This window comes from Sinomonas halotolerans (genome assembly GCF_039615075.1).
Lineage (GTDB): Bacteria > Actinomycetota > Actinomycetes > Actinomycetales > Micrococcaceae > Sinomonas > Sinomonas halotolerans.
Genome location: NZ_JBDFRB010000001.1, coordinates 307413 through 324034, shown reverse-complemented (window position 1 = coordinate 324034; position 16622 = coordinate 307413). Strand labels below are relative to the sequence as shown.

20 protein-coding genes are annotated in these 16622 nt (G+C 72.4%); 6 read left to right on the top strand and 14 right to left on the bottom strand.

What is annotated here, in order from left to right; all coding sequences use genetic code 11:
• The first annotated feature begins 15 nt into the window (after window positions 1-15).
• The 3 genes from ABCQ75_RS01470 to ABCQ75_RS01460 are packed head-to-tail and all read left to right on the top strand — an operon-like array spanning window position 16 to window position 2307.
• Window positions 16-531 carry a hypothetical protein gene (locus tag ABCQ75_RS01470; RefSeq protein ID WP_427916017.1) on the top strand — a complete coding sequence of 172 codons (516 nt, stop codon included), beginning with the start codon at window positions 16-18 and terminating at the stop codon, window positions 529-531.
• Window positions 528-1193, top strand: a complete 666-nt coding sequence (locus ABCQ75_RS01465) for an SIMPL domain-containing protein (protein ID WP_345882672.1) — start codon at window positions 528-530, stop codon at window positions 1191-1193. Before ABCQ75_RS01470 ends, ABCQ75_RS01465 begins: the two co-directional genes overlap by 4 nt.
• A 55-nt stretch (window positions 1194-1248) precedes the next feature.
• Entirely contained in the window at window positions 1249-2307 is a 1059-nt protein-coding gene (locus tag ABCQ75_RS01460) for an Rv2578c family radical SAM protein (RefSeq protein ID WP_345882670.1), read from the top strand.
• Between the two features lie 4 nt (window positions 2308-2311).
• Here ABCQ75_RS01460 and ABCQ75_RS01455 read toward each other — a convergent pair whose 3' ends face one another.
• Complete coding sequence (locus ABCQ75_RS01455) at window positions 2312-2845, bottom strand: (deoxy)nucleoside triphosphate pyrophosphohydrolase (protein ID WP_345882669.1); 534 nt, start codon at window positions 2843-2845, stop codon at window positions 2312-2314.
• Between the two features lie 239 nt (window positions 2846-3084).
• Between ABCQ75_RS01455 and ABCQ75_RS01450 the strand changes: the two genes are divergently transcribed.
• Window positions 3085-4227, top strand: a complete 1143-nt coding sequence (locus tag ABCQ75_RS01450; protein WP_345882932.1) for an MFS transporter — start codon at window positions 3085-3087, stop codon at window positions 4225-4227.
• A gap of 127 nt (window positions 4228-4354) precedes the next feature.
• Here the strand turns inward: ABCQ75_RS01450 and ABCQ75_RS01445 are convergent, their stop codons facing one another.
• The 5 genes from ABCQ75_RS01445 to infC form a co-directional block, all read right to left on the bottom strand.
• Entirely contained in the window at window positions 4355-5275 is a 921-nt protein-coding gene (locus tag ABCQ75_RS01445; RefSeq protein ID WP_345882667.1) for a cation diffusion facilitator family transporter, read from the bottom strand.
• 66 nt (window positions 5276-5341) lie between these two features.
• Entirely contained in the window at window positions 5342-6241 is a 900-nt protein-coding gene (locus ABCQ75_RS01440) for a TrmH family RNA methyltransferase (RefSeq protein ID WP_345882931.1), read from the bottom strand.
• Between the two features lie 147 nt (window positions 6242-6388).
• Entirely contained in the window at window positions 6389-6778 is a 390-nt protein-coding gene (rplT, locus tag ABCQ75_RS01435) for a 50S ribosomal protein L20 (RefSeq protein WP_345882665.1), read from the bottom strand.
• A 99-nt stretch (window positions 6779-6877) separates the two neighbouring features.
• Window positions 6878-7072, bottom strand: coding sequence for a 50S ribosomal protein L35 (gene rpmI / locus ABCQ75_RS01430; protein WP_077489229.1), 195 nt, complete (start codon window positions 7070-7072; stop codon window positions 6878-6880).
• Window positions 7073-7241: 169 nt separating this feature from the next.
• Entirely contained in the window at window positions 7242-8357 is a 1116-nt protein-coding gene (infC, locus tag ABCQ75_RS01425; RefSeq protein ID WP_345882661.1) for a translation initiation factor IF-3, read from the bottom strand.
• Between the two features lie 330 nt (window positions 8358-8687).
• On the opposite strand from infC, the gene ABCQ75_RS01420 reads away from it, so the two are divergent.
• Entirely contained in the window at window positions 8688-9122 is a 435-nt protein-coding gene (locus tag ABCQ75_RS01420) for a DUF1844 domain-containing protein (RefSeq protein ID WP_345882659.1), read from the top strand.
• Window positions 9123-9205: 83 nt separating this feature from the next.
• On the opposite strand, the gene ABCQ75_RS01415 is transcribed toward ABCQ75_RS01420, so the two are convergent.
• The 8 genes from ABCQ75_RS01415 to ABCQ75_RS01380 form a co-directional block, all read right to left on the bottom strand.
• The gene (locus tag ABCQ75_RS01415) at window positions 9206-10537 is read right to left on the bottom strand and encodes an MFS transporter (protein WP_345882930.1); all 1332 of its coding nucleotides are present in this window, start codon (window positions 10535-10537) and stop codon (window positions 9206-9208) included.
• Window positions 10538-10659: 122 nt separating this feature from the next.
• Window positions 10660-11598 (bottom strand): SseB family protein, encoded by a 939-nt coding sequence (locus ABCQ75_RS01410; protein WP_427916019.1) that lies wholly within the window; start codon window positions 11596-11598, stop codon window positions 10660-10662.
• Window positions 11595-12335, bottom strand: a complete 741-nt coding sequence (gene priA, locus ABCQ75_RS01405; RefSeq protein ID WP_345882655.1) for a bifunctional 1-(5-phosphoribosyl)-5-((5-phosphoribosylamino)methylideneamino)imidazole-4-carboxamide isomerase/phosphoribosylanthranilate isomerase PriA — start codon at window positions 12333-12335, stop codon at window positions 11595-11597. Before priA ends, ABCQ75_RS01410 begins: the two co-directional genes overlap by 4 nt.
• A gap of 32 nt (window positions 12336-12367) precedes the next feature.
• Window positions 12368-12514, bottom strand: a complete 147-nt coding sequence (locus tag ABCQ75_RS01400; RefSeq protein WP_345882941.1) for a hypothetical protein — start codon at window positions 12512-12514, stop codon at window positions 12368-12370.
• Between the two features lie 10 nt (window positions 12515-12524).
• Entirely contained in the window at window positions 12525-13244 is a 720-nt protein-coding gene (gene hisH / locus ABCQ75_RS01395; protein WP_345882929.1) for an imidazole glycerol phosphate synthase subunit HisH, read from the bottom strand.
• A 59-nt stretch (window positions 13245-13303) separates the two neighbouring features.
• Complete coding sequence (gene hisB, locus ABCQ75_RS01390; RefSeq protein ID WP_345882653.1) at window positions 13304-13936, bottom strand: imidazoleglycerol-phosphate dehydratase HisB; 633 nt, start codon at window positions 13934-13936, stop codon at window positions 13304-13306.
• 88 nt (window positions 13937-14024) lie between these two features.
• Window positions 14025-15128 carry a histidinol-phosphate transaminase gene (locus ABCQ75_RS01385; RefSeq protein WP_345882652.1) on the bottom strand — a complete coding sequence of 368 codons (1104 nt, stop codon included), beginning with the start codon at window positions 15126-15128 and terminating at the stop codon, window positions 14025-14027.
• 62 nt (window positions 15129-15190) lie between these two features.
• Complete coding sequence (locus ABCQ75_RS01380; protein ID WP_345882649.1) at window positions 15191-15568, bottom strand: LysM peptidoglycan-binding domain-containing protein; 378 nt, start codon at window positions 15566-15568, stop codon at window positions 15191-15193.
• A gap of 339 nt (window positions 15569-15907) precedes the next feature.
• Here ABCQ75_RS01380 and lexA point away from each other — a divergent pair, with 339 nt between their 5' ends.
• Complete coding sequence (gene lexA / locus ABCQ75_RS01375; protein ID WP_345882648.1) at window positions 15908-16618, top strand: transcriptional repressor LexA; 711 nt, start codon at window positions 15908-15910, stop codon at window positions 16616-16618.
• The last annotated feature ends 4 nt before the right edge of the window (window positions 16619-16622 follow it).

Genomic DNA, 16622 nt, shown 5'->3' with positions numbered 1-16622 from the left:
GGCTACGATGCCCCTGTGCGACTCGAGGACATCCGGGGCATCCGCGCTATGCGGGACATCCGGGGCATCGGCAGCGCAGCACGCGCCGCGCTCAACACCGCGAACCTCTCGACGCCGCTGGGCCTGGCGCTCGCGGCGGCCGCGCGCACGCCCCTGCGCCGTGGGCCCGGCGGGCTGTTCATCGCCGAGCACTACCGCCCCCGCCTGCCCGCTGCCGCCGCGTTCGTGGTCGGCAACGTCGTCTTCACCCGCGGGCGCGCGGAGGACCTGCTGGCGCGGCCTGCGCTGTTCGGCCACGAGGCGCGCCATGCAACCCAGTACGCGGCATGCCTCGGGCTGCCATTCCTCCCCCTCTACGCCGTCGCCGCCGCCTACTCGGCGGCGCGCACGGGCAACCCCGGCTCGCTCAACCCGTTCGAGCAGATCGCTGGGCTCGAAGCGGGAGGCTACCCCCGCCGTCGCACGCGCCCCCTGCCCCCGCCGGCCAGCACGCCCGCTGGGTCCCACAGACACGGAGTGAGGAAGCCATGACACCCGAGGAAGCCGCGCCCCGCGGCGCACACACCGTCACCGTCGTCGGCACCGGCTCTGCCCGGCTCGTCCCGGACCGCGCACTCGTCCGGCTCGGGATCGAGACCAGGTCCGTGCACCTCTCCGAGGCGTACGCCCGCGCAGCGAGCGCCGCGCGGGCCGTCGTCGACGCGGCGACGGGGGCCGGCGTCGACCGAGTGGACCTCGCCACGAGCGGCCTCGGCGTGACGAGCGAGACGGCCTGGAGCGAGGGCCACGGGCCGCATGTGACCGGCTACGCCACGACCACGTCGCTCACGCTCGCGGTGCGGGACCTCGACCGCGTCGGCGCGCTCCTCGAGGCGGTCGTCGCTGCAGGCGGCGACGCGCTCCGGATCCACGGGCTGGCCCTCGAGGCATCGGACGCGGCGGCGGCGGAGGCCGCTGCGCAGGAGGCGGCCTGGAAGGACGCGCTCGCGGCGGCCGAACGGCTCGCCCGGCTCGCGGGGCGCCGCCTCGGACGCGTGGTCAGCATCGACGCCGGCACCGCACAGGGCGGGCCCGGCGAACCAGTCCCGCTCCGGCGCGTGGCCTTCGCGGCGGTGGGAGAGGCGATGCCCGTGGAGGCCGGGACGGCGGAGGTCGCCGCAACCCTCACGGCAGTGTGGGAGCTCGAAGGCTGAGCCCGCGGCGGGGCGGGGGTTGACACATCTTCGAAGATGTCTTCGAATAGCTGGCATGCGATGGAACACGCAGTCGGTCCGGGAGTCGCCGAATGATGACGCCCTGGCCGCGCCGGCCCAGATGCCCCTCCTCCCCCTGGCGGGGGCACTGCGGACCGTGAGGACGCCGGAGTTCCACGGGATCACCTTCCACGAGGTCGCCGCGAAATCGGCGCTCAACAAGGTGCCGCCGGCGTCCTCCATGCCGTTCCGGTGGACCGTCAACCCGTACCGCGGGTGCAGCCACGCGTGCGTGTACTGCTTCGCGCGCAATACCCATACGTACCTGGACATGGACGCCGGGCTGGACTTCGACCAGCAGCTCGTGGTGAAGGTCAACGTCGGCGAGGTCCTCAGTGCCGAGGTCTCGCGGCCGTCGTGGAAGCGCGAGCACGTGGCCCTGGGCACGAACACAGACCCGTACCAGCGTGCCGAGGGCCGCTACGCGCTCATGCCGGGGATCATCAAGGCGCTCGCGGGGTCCGGCACGCCGTTCTCGATCCTCACGAAAGGGACGCTCCTCGCACGGGACGTCCCCCTGCTCAAGGCGGCCGGCGCAGAAGTGCCCATCGGGACGAGCATCTCCCTCGCGGTCCTCGATCCCGAGCTCCAGGGCGCCCTCGAACCGGGCACGCCGTCCCCCGCCGCCAGGCTGCGGCTCATCTCGCGCCTGCGGGAGGCCGGGCTGACGTGCGGCGTCATGGCGATGCCGATCCTCCCCTGGCTCACCGACTCCGAGGAGCACCTCGACGCGCTCATGGGGTCCCTCGCCTCTGCCGGTGCCACCGGCGTGACGGCGGGGGCGCTGCACCTGCGCCCCGGCACGAGGGAATGGTTCATGGGCTGGCTGGCGCGGACACACCCTGCCCTCGTGGGCCGGTACCGGCAGCTGTATGGGAAGGGGACCTACGCCTCGTCCGAGTACCGCGCCTGGCTCGGCCGTCGCGTGGCAGCGGCAAAGGCCCGCCATGGGTTCGGGCGCGGCGGGGAGTTCGGGCATCGCGATGCAGGCGTGCTGGCCGCCGGGGCCCCGCAGGCCGAGCCCCGGGGCGGCCTGCAGGAAGCCCTCTTCTGAGCCTTCAGCCGGCCACGTGCCGGCGAAGGGCCTCCACTATGGGGAAGTCTGCCGGGATCCACGGCACCGACGCGAGCGAGTCGGCGTCGAGCGCAAGCCACCGGAGCTCGTCGTGGTCTTCGAGCGGCGCGGGCTCGCCGTCCTCCACCTCGGCAAGCCACACGCGCATGGCGGCGCGCTCGTTGAGAGGCCAGCCCTGCTCAAGGGGTCCGGGCACCTCGCTGCCGAGCCGGGCCTCGATCCCGAGCTCCTCACGCAGCTCGCGGACGAGCGCGGCTCGGGGCTCCTCCCCCGGCTCCACCTTCCCGCCCGGGAACTCCCACATCCCGGCGAACGCCGGGGGCGAGGTCCGCCGGGCCACGAGGAGGCGCGAAGGCCTGGCCAGGGAGTCGACGAGCGCTCCCCCGACCACCTGCACCGGCACGGGGTCGGCGGCGCCGGGCTCCGGACCGCCGGCGGCAGGCGCTGTGGGAACCGGCACGGCAGGAGCCGGCACGGCAGGATCCGGCATGGACTGGTCACGGGTCTCAGGCTGCACCCGGCCAGTCTAGGCAGCCGCGATCGCCGGCCTCCGGAATGGAGCGCGCTCACGTACTGTTGAAGGTGCAGAGGGCCAGAGCTGTTCCTCCGAATCACCACCGCGCGCCGCCCTGAGGCCGCAAGCGCACATCCCACCGGAGGAACCCCATGCCTGCACCCGAGCCTGCCGTCGCTACCACCACGGTGGGCGGGCCCAGGCCCAGCGCCCTCCTGGCCCCGAAGGCACTGTTCTGGGCCATGCTGGCCCTCGGGCTCGGCGGCTTCTCCATCGGGACCGTGGAGTTCGCCACGATGGGCCTGCTCAAGGACATCGAGCGCGGCCTGGGCATCAGCACTCCGGAGGCCGGCCAGCTCATCTCCGCCTACGCGCTCGGCGTCGTGGTCGGTGCACCCGTGCTCGCCGCTGTGGGCGCCCGCATGCCCCGCAAGTCCCTCGCCCTCGGGCTCATGGCCTTCTACGCCGTGGCGAACCTCTCGTCCTTCATCGCCGCGGACTACGGCTCGATGCTGCTCTCCCGCTTCGCCGCCGGCCTCCCGCACGGGGCCTACTTCGGAACCGCCGCGGTGATCGCGGCGTCGCTCGTCGCCCCGACCAAGCGCGGATGGGCCATCGCCACAGTCATGTCAGGCCTCACCATCGCGAACGTGCTCGGCGTGCCGGCCGCGACCTGGATAGGCCAGGCCTTCGGGTGGCGCCTCCTCTTCGTGGCCACCGCCGTCATCGCGCTCGCCACCGTCGCCATGGTCGCGGCATTCGTGCCCTTCGAGCCCGCGCACCCCGAGGCGAGCATCCGCCGCGAGCTCTCGGCGCTGCGCCGGGTCCAGGTGTGGCTCGCGCTCGCGGTCGGCGTGGTCGGCTTCGGCGGGTTCTTCGCGACCTACACGTACATCGCCCACACGATGACATCGGTGGCTGGGCTCCCAGAGTCGCTCATCCCGCTCGTGGTGGCGCTGTACGGGCTCGGCATGGTCGTGGGAAACATGCTCGGCGGGCGCCTCGCCGACCGCTCGGTCATGGGCACGATCTACCGCGCGCTGGCCGCCGTCGCGCTCGTCATGGTCGCCTATGGCCTCGCGGCCCCGTGGTGGCCCGCCGCGCTCGTCATGGCGTTCGTGGTGGGCGGCGTGGGCTCGCTCCTCGTCCCCGCCATCCAGGCCCGCCTGCTCGACACGGCCCCCGGCGCCGCGACCCTCGCGACCTCCCTGAGCCATTCGGCCCTCAATGTCGCCAACGCGCTGGGGGCATTCCTCGGCGGCGTGGTCATCGCCGCGGGCTGGGGCTTCACCGCGCCGGCGTACGTGGGGGCCGTGCTCGCGGTGCTCGGCCTCGGCATCGCGGCCGCGAGCGGCCGTCTGGAGCGCCGATTCCCGGTCGGCTAGGCCTGCTGGCCCGCCCGGCGCCTGGCTCGGCCCTGGGAGAGAGCGGACGACGACGGCCGGCTTCCTTCCGCGCGGAAGGCAGCCGGCCGTCGTCGTGCTCAGCGGACGCGCGGGGATCCCGGACGCGCTATGACACCTCTACCGCGTGGAGGTCCGGCTCGAGGTAGATGACGCGGGCGCTCGGCACGGCCGCGCGGATGCGGGCCTCGGCCTCGTTGATCGTCCGCGCGATCTCCTCGCCGCTCGCGCCCGCGTGCACGCTGATCTTCGCTCCGACGAGCAGCTCGTCGGGGCCCAGGTGCATGGTGCGCAGGTGGATGATCTGCGTGCCGTCCGCGGTCAGCGCGGCCTCGATGCGGGAGATGTCCGCCTTCGTCGCGGACTCGCCGAGCAGCAGCGAGCTCGTCTCGAGGGCGAGGACCACGGCGATGATGACGAGCAGGACGCCGATCATGGCGGTGCCCACGGCATCCCAGAGGCCGTCGCCCGTCACGAGGGTCATGGAGACGCCGAAGAGGGCGAAGATGAGCCCAAGGAGCGCGCCGAGGTCCTCGAGGAGGATCACGGGGAGTTCAGGCTGCTTGGCGTTGCGGACGAACTGGACCCAGGTCTCCTTGCCGCGGACGTGGTTCGACTCGATGATCGCCGTGCGGAACGAGAAGGCCTCGGCGATGATCGCGCCGACGAGAACCGCGAGCGGCACCCACCACCACTGTCCCTCGATGGCGTGCGGATGCTTGAACTTCTCCCACGCCTCGTACAGGGCGAAGAGGCCGCCGACGCTGAAGAGCACGATCGAGACGATGAACGCGTAGATGTAGCGCTGGCGCCCGTACCCGAACGGGTGCTCGGCGCTCGCCTGCTTCTTGGCCCGTTGGCCGCCGACCAGCAGCAGGATCTGGTTGCCGGAGTCGGCCACGGAGTGGATCGCCTCGGCGAGCATCGACGAGGACGCCGTGAGCGCGAACGCGATGAACTTCATCACCGCAATGGACAGGTTCGCGACGAGGGCCGCGACGACAGCCTTCGTTCCTCCTCCAGCAGCCATGCACAAAGCCTTCCCCTGCGGGGCATCCCAGGTGCCGGGCGCCCAGTTGTCGTGGTCGCTAACAACCTACCCCGCCGGCGCGCTGCGACGCTGGCTGCGCGCGCTCGCATACAGGCAGACGGTGGCCGCCGTGCCCACGTTGAGGCTTTCGGCCGCTCCGTAGAGCGGGACTGCGACACGGTGATCCGCGAGTTCCTTCTCCTCGTCGCTGAGGCCCTGGGCCTCATTGCCGAACAGCCAGGCCGTCGGCTCCTCGAGGCGGTAGCCGGCGCTGGCCTCCGGCACATCCGGGGCCGCACCGCCCACCCTGCTGCGCCTGGCCGCCGAGGCGTCCTGGAGCTCGTCGAGGTCGAGCGGGCCGGTGCCGTCGGCCGCAAGGATGCCGACCCCGGCGGCACGCAGCCTCTCGGCGAGGACGGACGGGTCCTGGCCGAGGACCACCGGGACGTGGAAGAGCGACCCTGCGGTGCTGCGCACTGCCTTCGGGTTGTAGACGTCCACGCTCCCGGCTGTGAGGACCACGGCGTCGGCGCCTGCGGAGTCCGCGGCGCGGAGGATGGTGCCGGCGTTGCCCGGGTCCTGGACACGGCACATGACTGCGACGAGCGAGGGGCCGGGCGCGAGCACCTCCTCGAGGGAGACGTCGAGCAGCCGGCACACCGCGACGATCCCCTGGGGGCTGACGGTGTCCGCCATGGCGGCCAGGACGGCGTCGTCCGCGAGCCGGAGCCGCCCGGTCCGCTCGGCCAGATCCGCGATCTCGGGGTGGCGGGCGAGGAACTCGGCCGAGGCGTACACGTCGTCGACGACCGCGGCGGCCCCGCGGTCCCTGCGGTCGGCGTCAAGCCGGAGCGCCTCGCGGACCGCCTGTGGGCCCTCCGCGAGGAACTGGCGCCGCCGCGCGCGTGCCGAGCGCTGGGCCAGTCTGGCGACCTCGCGCACACGGTCGGCCCGGGGATTGGTCATGGTCTCGCTGGGGGTCACGGACCAACTCTAGTGCGGGACGGCGGGCGTGTGCCGACGGGCGCCCCAGACGGCAGGACGCCCGCACTGCAGCGCAGTGCGGGCGTCCGTGCGGTTCCCTGGAGGGCGCGGGCGCCTTCGGGGATGGGCTCAGGCAGAAGCCTTCGCGGGGGCGTTGACATCAGCCGGGAGTGCCTTCTTGGCGATCTCCACGAGGGCCGCGAACGCTGCGGCGTCCGAGACGGCCAGCTCGGCGAGCATGCGGCGGTCCACCTCGACCTCAGCGGCCTTGAGGCCCTGGATGAGGCGGTTGTACGTGAGGCCGTTGGCGCGGGACGCAGCGTTGATGCGCTGGATCCAGAGGCGACGGAAGTCGCCCTTCTTCTTGTGGCGGTCCTGGTAGCTGTACACGAACGAGTGGAGCAGCTGCTCCTTCGCCTTGCGGTACAGGCGCGAACGCTGACCCCGGTAGCCGGACGCGCGGTCCAGGACGGTACGGCGCTTCTTGTGGGCGTTGACTGCCCGCTTCACACGTGCCACGTGCGTACTCCTTCAAAGATCTCTCCCAGTCACCCGGGCGCCTGTGCGCCCGGCCGGGATGGCTTGGTGGCCCTCAGAGGGCCGGTGGGTGGGAAGAAATCAGATGCCCAGCATCCGCTTGATGACCTTGGCGTCGCCCGGGAAGACGATCTTGTCAGCGGCCAGACGGCGCGTCAGCGTCGTGGGCTTGTGCTCGAGGTAGTGACGGCGGTTGGCCTGCTGGCGCTTGAGCTTGCCGGAACCGGTCAGCTTGAAGCGCTTCTTGGCGCCGCTGTGGGTCTTCATCTTCGGCATGGGAACCGATCTCCTTACGTATCCGCGCCCTGGGGCGCGGCTCTCTCTGGCGGCCTGCTCGCGCGGGCCGACTGGTTGCTGCCGCCGTCCGGCCGGAGCCGGGGCGGTGGACTGACCGGCCGTCCGCGCCGCTCCTCTTCAGGGGCGGCGCGGCGGCAGCCGTGTCGGACTAGTTGCCCCGGCGTCCCGAGGACCGCGGAGCCGCGGGCTTCGGGGCGGAGGGCTTCGGCGCGGCCGCGGACGGGCGCGGCGCACCGGGCTTGGGTGCTGCAGGCTTGGGCGGGGTCGGGCGCGCGGCCGACGGCGTGGGCTTGGGGGCCGCTGCCGGCTTGGGTGCCGCTGCAGGTGCCTCCTTCTCCGCCGGCCTGGGTGCGCGCGCCGGCTTGGGCGCCGCCTCGGCCTTCGTCTCTGCTGCCTCGGCCGGGGCCTCGGCGGCAGGGGTCTCAGGTGCAGGAGCCTCGGCCGGGGCCGCGGGCTCGGCTGCGGGCGTCTCCGCCTCAACAGGCTCGGGCGCCTCCTCGGTCTCCGGAGCCTCCGCAACCGGAGCCTCCGCAATCGGAGCCTCGGCAGCCGGGGCCTCCGGTGCCGACGCCTCGGCCTCCTCCTGACGGGCCTTGGCCGCCTCGAGGAGCTCGGCCGGGAGTGCGTCTCCGAGCGTCTGCGTCATCGGGGCGTTCTCGGCGGTCACGCCGGCGTTCTTCGCCGCCTCGGCCTTGGCCTTGTCCGCGGCGCGCTGGGCTGCGCGGCGGGCCTCGGCCTTGGCCTCTGCCTTGTTCTTGAGCGGTCCGATGACCATGACCATGTTGCGGCCATCGATCCGCGGGGCGGACTCAACGGCGCCCACCTCGGCCACGTCCTCAGCGAAGCGCTGGAGGAGGCGGATCCCCATCTCCGGGCGCTGCTGCTCGCGGCCCCGGAACTGGATCATGGCCTTGACCTTGTCACCGGCACCGAGGAAGCGCAGGGCGTGGCCCGTCTTCGTCTCGTAGTCGTGCTTGTCGATCTTGAGGCGGAAGCGGATCTCCTTCAGAACGGTGTTCGTCTGGTTCTTGCGCGCCTCACGGGCCTTGACCGCGGCCTCGTACTTGTACTTGCCGAAGTCCATCAGCTTGCACACCGGGGGCTTCGCCTGGGGTGCTACCTCAACGAGATCAAGGTCTGACTCCGCGGCCAGGCGAAGCGCATCCTCGATGCGCACGATGCCGACCTGTTCCCCTGCCGGGCCCACAAGGCGCACTTCGGGGACGCGGATACGCTCATTGATGCGTGGATCGCTAATGTTCAAGCTCCTGTACGTGTCGAGGACGGCCCCGGCAACAAGGAAGGCCCCCGATTGCCGGTGCAATCGGAGGCCTCGGAAGGAGCGCCCCGGAAGGGGCACCGCCCCGGAGCGGCAGCACGTGCTGCTCCGGCCAACCTGGTTACCCGGCAGCTCTCCGGAAGCCCGGATGCCGACAGGTGGGAGGAATCTCCGCTTGCAAACTGTCTGTCAAGTGTACAGGGTGGACGCGCTCAACCCAGCATCGACACAGGCCGCAGGGAGCGGCTGCGCTTGCTCGGGAGGCGCCCACACTGGAATAACGACATCCAGTCGGTCTGTGTCAAGCTTAGCAGCATGACCAGCACGAGCCCGAATCACCCCTCCTCCGCCGACTCGGACGACGAGCACCGCCACTCCTTCGGGACCGACGGTCCCGCGCCGGCAGGGGCGTTCGAGGACGTGACGGGCCAGCTGCGCGACATCGCGGAAGTGGCGGCCGTCGAGGTCATCACGACCACCGCGGTGCACCTCATGAGCGCCGCCGCGGTCAAGGTAGGCCTCGCCGAGGGCCCCGACGCCTCCGAGCTGACCGACCTGGACGAGGCGCGCAAGCTCATCACGGCCCTCGCCGGCCTCGTCACAGCGGCCGCGCCCGAGATCGGCTCACAGCACGCCGGACCGCTGCGTGATGGCCTGCGCTCGCTCCAGCTCGCATTCCGCGAGGCGTCGCTCATTCCGGACGAACCCGGGAAGGGCCCCGGCGAGAAGTACACAGGCCCCGTGAACTGACCCGCGGGCAGGCGCTCGCGTCTGCCCCTGGGCCCACCAGACGCCCCGCCGACCGGGCTCGCGCGGCTGGCTCCCGTGCGTCCTCAGTTCGCCCCAGAGGCTGGCACGCCAGCGGGCTCGCGGCCGCGGGCCGCGAGGAGCACCAGAGCGGCCGCGCAGGTGAGCGCGCCTGCGGCCCCGATGCCGACGAAGCCCGCCCAGGGGCCAAGGGCATCGATCATCGCGCCCGTGACCGGGGCGCCGAGGGCGGTCCCCGCCGTGAGCGCGGAGCCGTACCAGCCCATGGCCTCCCCCCGGCGCTCCTCCGGGACGATTGCCGCCATGGCCTCCGACGCTGCCGAGAGGGTCGGCGCGCAGAGCAGGCCGGGAAGGATCGAGAGAAGGCTCAGGGTCGCGGTGTCGTGCGCGAACCCCATCGGGATGGTCAGGAGGCTCATCGCGAGCAGCAGGACCATGGGCGGCACGGTACGGCGCATCGCCCCGTAGACGAGCCCGCCGATGAGCGAGGAGAGGCACCAGAAGAAGAAGACCACTCCCAGGTTTGCGCTCTCGCCGTGCCCGCGGAGGACGGCGACGATGCCGACGTCCGTTCCGGTGAGGACCATCCCCGCTCCCGCGGCCACAGCGAGGACGACAACGGCGGCCAGTGTCAGCCACTGCGCTCCCCCGGGCCTCCGCCGCAGGAGGCGCACGAGCCCGGAGGCGCCGTCGGCCTGCCCCGCCGCGACCTCGGTGGGCGCAGGCTGCTCGGCGGACTCGAGGCTCGAGCCCAGGTCCTCGGCCGTCTCAGGGTCTGCCCCCATCTGGGCGCGGGTCGGCAGCGCCCCGGGCTGGCCCGTGCGTGTCGGGGGGTTGAACCACATGAGCGCGAGCCCCGCGAAGGCAGCAGAGACGCCGACGGCCGTGATCCCGACGACGGTGGAGACCTGGACGGCGACGAAGGCCGCGAGGGCCGGGCCGACCATGAAGGTCACCTCGGTGCAGATCGCATCGAGGGCGAAGGCGGTGCGGCGCTGCTGGTCCTCGGTCATGACGCCGAGCGACTGCCGCACCACCGAGAAGACCGGGAGGGCGAAGAGCCCGCCGGCGAATGCGGCGGCGAGCAGTCCGGCATAGTCCAGATGCGGCGCGATCCCCCACACGGCCGCCTCCGCCACGACTGACGGGACGAGCGCGCGGCGCAGGCCTACGGTGTCCACGCGCCTTCCCCTCCACGGCGCCCCGACCGCGATCCCGATCGTGAGCACAGCGGCCACGGCGCCCGCAGCTGCGAATCCGAGCCCGAGCGAGTTGACCACGTGCAGGGTCAGGAGGACGCCGGCTGCCGAATGGGGCAGCCGGGCGACCATCGCCACGAGAAGGAGCCTGCGCACGAGCGGCCGGCGCCACAGCTGTCCGTACTGGGCGAAGTCCACGCCGTCCCCCTTGTCCAACGCGTCGTCCAACGCGCGCTCTGTTCTCCACGCGGCCACTTCTGCGCGCGCTGCCCGCACGCCCACTTCTGCGCGCGCTGCCCGCACGCCCACGCGCGGCAGGCTCAGTCCTGGGCCGGACGGACCTTGACCTCGAGGGAGTCCACGGATTCCGCGAAGCGCCTGTTCCCGGCGAGCCTGCCGTGCAGCTCTGCCACCGTCTCACGCACCGCCTCGGCGGACAAGCCATGCTCGAGCGCGAGTGTGAGCCGCAGCTCGGGCCCGGCTCCGCCGCCCGCCAGGACCCTCCCGCTGCTGTCCCGGGAGGCGACGCCGGCACCTGCGGAGATCTCGACCGCGCGCACGGCGCCGAGCCCCGCCGCAGCCTGCTGGACCTCCCCGAGGAGCTCGGGGTCGGAGTACGAGGGTGTCCACTCCCGCTGCTGGGCGAGCGCCCACACCGCGGGCCGGCGGAGCACGAACGTGGTCTCAGCCCCCGGGTCCACCACCACGAGCTGGGCCTCCTCGGCCACGGCCGAGAGTGCCGCGCGCGGCGCATAGACCGCCACCGGCCGGGCTCCTGGATGCCACGCGGAGAGGCGGGCCACCGAGGTGAAGACCGGAAGCGCCTTGCGCCCGTCCGGGGCGCTGAGGGTGACAAGTGCCATGTCCGCCTCCTTGTCCTCGGCGAAGCCGTGCTCGCCGAGGCCGCCCTCGGCCAGGCTCGCGACGACCGCCACGAAGACTCGCGCCGACGCGAGCGCCCGGTGGACGCCCGTCTCGTCTACGGCGCCCGTGGCGAGCGCGGCCAGCGCCGCAGCGACGCCCGCGTCGGCGAGGCCGTCGTCGTCGTCGAAGTGGTGCAGGGGGTTCCCGTCCCCGCTCAGGTCACGGCCCTCCCACGGCCGTCCGGCCGAGTCGGTGCGCGCGCCGGCCCGGGCGAGCGCCGCGGCGATATGGCCCGGCAGGTTGCGGCCCGCGCCCTCTCCCCCCGCGCCGCCACCCTCAGCGCCGGCGGGCCTCCCCGTACGAGGCACGTCCCCGCCGTCGTGCGCCATGGTCAGCGGCGCCCGGCGACGTCCAGCGCCTCGGCGAGCGTGAACTGGCCGGCGTAGAGGGCCTTGCCCACGATCGCTCCCTCGACGCCGAGCGGGACGAGCTCGCGCAGCGCACGCAGGTCGTCGAGGCTCGAGATGCCGCCGGAGGCCACGACGGGGCGGTCGGTGCGGCCGCAGATCTGGGCCAGGAGCTCGATGTTCGGGCCGCGGAGCGTCCCGTCCTTCGTCACGTCCGTCACGACGTAGCGCGCGCAGCCCGCATCGTCGAGCCGGGCGAGGACCTCCCAGAGGTCGCCCGCGTCCTGCGTCCATCCGCGCGAGGCAAGCGTCGTGCCGCGGACATCGAGGCCGACGGCGATCCGGTCGCCGTGCCGCGCGATGGCACGCGCCGTCCAGTCCGGGTCCTCGAGCGCCGCGGTGCCGAGGTTGACCCGCGCGACGCCGAGGTCGAGGGCCGCCTCGAGCGACGCGTCGTCGCGCAGGCCGCCCGAGAGCTCGACCTTGAGGGAGAGGCTCTTGACGACCTCGGCGAGCAGGGCACGGTTGTCCCCCCGTCCGAACGCGGCGTCGAGGTCCACGAGGTGGACCCACTCGGCGCCCGCCTCCTGCCACGCGAGCGCGGCATCGAGCGGCGAGCCGTAGTTGGTCTCGCTCCCGGCCTCGCCCTGCACGAGGCGGACGGCCTGGCCGTCCACGACGTCGACGGCGGGCAGCAGCTCGAGGACGGACTCCCCAGCACTCATGGTGTTCTCTCTCTCAACGAATCGGTGCTGCCTCACGCAGGCAGCGTCAGCAGGTAGGCGGCGACGAGCGCCGCCGCGGCGAGCACGCCGAAGCTGATCCAGGTCCACGGGGGCAGGCCCTGGCGCCGGAAGGACACCACGCCGCCCACGAGCAGTCCGGCGAGGCCGAACAGCAGCACGGACCACATCTCAGGAGGCCGCCTCGCCGGCGGCCCGCTGCGCGGGGTGGCGGCGCAGCGAGCGGACCCAGTTGCGCAGGAGCCGCGCGCCGGCATCGCCGGACTTCTCCGGGTGGAACTGGGTCGCGCACAGCGGGCCGTTCTCGACTGCCGCGATGAACCGCGCCCCGTGCTCGCTCCAGGTCACGAGGGGCGGCGCCATCTTGGGCTGGGCGACCTCGAAGTCCCACGTCTGCACGCCGTAGGAGTGGACGAAGTAGAAGCGCTCGTCCTCGACGCCCTCGAAGAGCCTCGAGCCCTCCGGCACGGAGACGGTGTTCCAGCCCATGTGCGGAACGACCTCGGCGGGCAGCAGCTCGACCGTGCCGGGCCACTCGCCCAGCCCCTCGGCCTCCACGCCGTGCTCGATCCCCTTCTCGAACATGATCTGGAGGCCCACGCAGATGGCGAGCACGGGCCGGCCGCCGGCCACGCGCCGGCCGATGATGCGCAGTCCGTCGACGGCCTTGAGCTCCTCCATGACGGTCGCGAAGGCGCCCACGCCGGGGACGACCAGGCCGTCGGCGTTGAGCGCGTCCTCGGCCTTCGAGCTGAGCATGACCGCAGCCCCGGCACGCTCGAGCGCACGGACCGCGGAGCGCACATTCCCGGAGCCGTAGTCGAGCACGACGACGGTGGGCCGCCCCTCGGGGTCGGCTGCAGGGCCCCGGTCGGCGTGCGGATCGGCCACGACTGCCCGGGGAGCGTCGGCCGAGGCCTCCGGGAGCGCGTCGTCGGCGGGTCCGGTGCTCACAGGGCCCCCTTCGTGGACGGAATGGCATCGCCGATGCGCGGGTCCGGTTCGACTGCAGCGCGCAGAGCGCGGGCGAAGGCCTTGAACTGGGCCTCGACGATGTGGTGCGGGTCCCTGCCCGCGAGGACGTTCATGTGGAGGCAGATGCCGGCGTGCAGCGTGATCGCCTCGAAGACGTGCCGCGTGAGCGAGCCCGTGAAGTGGCCGCCGATGAGGTGGTACTCCTGCCCCGCGGGCTCGCCGCCGTGGACGAGGTAGGGGCGGCCGGAGACGTCTACCACGGCGTGGGCGAGCGCCTCGTCGAGCGGCACAGTGGCCTCGCCGAAGCGCCGGATGCCGGCCTTGCGGCCCAGGGCCTCGCGCAGGACCTCGCCGAACGTGATCGCCGTGTCCTCGACCGTGTGGTGGACGTCGATGTCGGTGTCGCCGGAGGCCTTGACCGTGAGGTCGATGAGGGAATGCTTGGCGAGCGCGGTGAGCATGTGGTCATAGAACGGGACCGTCGTGGAGATGTCCGAGCGCCCGGTGCCGTCGAGGTTGATCTCGACGAGCACGGTGGACTCGCTCGTGGTCCGTTCCATCCGGGCAGTCCGTGGCGCGGTGGGTGCGGTCTGCAGCTCGGTGCTCATGCGTGTGCCGTCCTTTGCATTCATCGGGTCTGGACAATTCTAGGCCGTCGGCCGCGGTCCCCGGGCGCGTGCCCGGCACCGTGCGGGCTCAGGCCGTGACGAGGAGCTCGCGCAGCCGGTCGAGGAACGCGGTCGTCTCGGCCTCCGTGCCGGCGGTGATACGGAGGCTCCCGGGGATTCCCACGTCCCGCACGATGATGCCCGACTCGAGGAGGCCCTCCCATATCCGGCGGGGGTCCTCGAAGCCGCGGACGAAGACGAAGTTGGAGTCAGAGGCGGCGGGCGAGAGCCCTAGCCCGGCGAGCTCTCGGACGATCCTGTCCCGCTGCCCCTTGATGGCCTCGACCTCGGCCATGAGGGAGGTGCGGTGCCGGAGGGCAGCAAGAGCCGTGGCCTGGGTGACGGCGGAGAGGTGGTAGGGGAGCCGGACGAGCCGGAGGGCGTCGACGACCTCGGGCGCCGCCGCGAGGTAGCCCAGCCGCGCCCCGGCCAGCGCGAACGCCTTGCTCATGGTGCGGCTGACGACGAGGCGCGGCCGGCCCGGCAGGAGCGTCAGGGCGGACTGCGTGCCGGTGTGCGCGAACTCCGCATAGGCCTCGTCCACGATCACGACCGTCTGGCTCTCCTCGCCGGCCGCGTAGACCGCCTCGACGACGTCGAGGCCCAGCGCCGTCCCGGTCGGGTTGTTGGGCGAGCAGAGGATCACGATGCTCGGCGCGTGCTCGCGGACCTGGCGCGCGGCCGATTCGGCGCTGAGGCCGAAGTCCTCGGCACGCTCTCCCTTGATATAGGCGGTGCCGGTCCCGCTCGCGAGCAGCGGGTACATCGAGTAGGTCGGCGGGAAGCTCAGGACTGAGCGTCCGGGCCCGCCGAAGGCCTGGAGCAGCTGCTGGAGGACCTCGTTCGAGCCGTTCGCCGCCCAGAGCTGCTCTGCACCGAGCCCGTGGCCGAGGTACTCGGCCAGCGCCTCGCGCAGGGCGGTGAACTCGCGGTCGGGATAGCGGTTGAGGCCGGCAGCGACCTCGCGGACGGCCTCGACGATCGCCTCCTGGACGTCCTGCGGGACGCCGTACGTGTTCTCGTTGACGTTGAGCTGGATCGGGACGTCGATCTGGGGGGCCCCGTAGGGATGCTGTCCCCGCAGGTCGTCTCTGAGCGGGAGTCGGTTCAAACGTTCGAGCTGGTCGTCCACCCCTCAAGCCTACGCGAGCGGCGGGATGCGGCGACCCACGTGACGGACGGCCTGCGACCGCCTCAGTCCAGCACGGGGACGAGGAGGCGCTCCCCCGCCACCACCCGCGACCCCGTCAGGTCGTTGAGCTCCTGGATCTGCCCTATGGTCACCCGGGCATCCTGCCCGGGAGCGTGCTCGGCCGCGATCGTCCAGAGGGAGTCCCCGGGCTGGACGGTCACCGCGACGGCCTCCCCGGGGCCGGCGAGCATCTCGGCCTCAGCGTGGGCGGGAGCCATGAGAGCCGCCCACAGCGCGAGGAGGCCCACCATCGCCAGCGAGAGCGGGAGGATGATGAGGACGAAGCGCCCGCGGCGCGTGAGCCGCAGCGGCGTGGGCCGCTGCCGTTCGTGGCGGCGCGTCGACGCGCGGCGGGTGCCGGTGGCGAGAGCGTGTGCCATGGTCTGCCTTCCCTTGGGCCCGGCCGCGGATCTGGCGAACAGACCGACGGGACCGGGGACAGCTTTTCGAACGGGTATTCGAACTTCCGTAGGTACTTCTTAGCACCTGCCCTCGAACAAAGTCCAGATGGTGTCGAACACATGTTTGAAACACGCGCTCTCCTGGCCTACGGTTGACACAGCAGGGTCCGCGCCCGGCGTGCAACCGTCGACCACCCTCTCCTCGACGGCATATGGCCATCGTGGCGAGGGGGTCCGACAGTTCTCGAAGACGGCGGGGATCCTGCGAGCTGGCGACCAGGCCCGGACCCGGGCCGGCAGACGAGGAGGCACGGCGGGATGGCGACACGGACCAAGGCAGCGGCCAAGGGGCTCACGGCCCGTCAGCGCCGGATCCTCGAGACGATCCAGCGTTCGGTCCAGGACAACGGCTACCCGCCGTCCATGCGCGAGATCGGGGACACTGTCGGGCTCGCGAGCCTCTCGAGCGTCACGCACCAGCTGAGCCAGCTCGAGAAGCTCGGCTACCTCCGCCGCGACCCCAAGCGCCCGCGCGCCATGGAGGTGCTCATGCCGCTCACTCTCGACGAGGGCCAGCTGAGCGTCACCGGCCCCGAGGCAGGCTCGGTGCTCGGCGCGGGGGGCATCCCCGTCGGGGAGATGGCGAGCGCCGCGGACACGGCCATGGTGCCGCTCGTCGGCCGGATCGCCGCCGGCGGTCCGATCCTCGCCGACCAGGCCGTCGAAGAGGTCATGCCGCTCCCCCGCCAGCTCGTGGGCTACGGGGAGCTCTTCATGCTCAAGGTCAAGGGCGACTCCATGATCGACGCCGCGATCTGCGACGGCGACTGGGTCGTCGTCCGGCGCCAGAACAGCGCCGAGAACGGCGAGATCGTCGCTGCGCTCCTCGACGACGAGGCGACCGTCAAGACGTTCCGCCAGCGTGACGGGCACACGTGGCTCCTGCCGCAGAACACCCAGTACGAGCCGATCCTCGGCGACGAGGCCACGATCATGGGCAAGGTCGTCTCAGTGCTGCGGTCGGTCTGAGCCG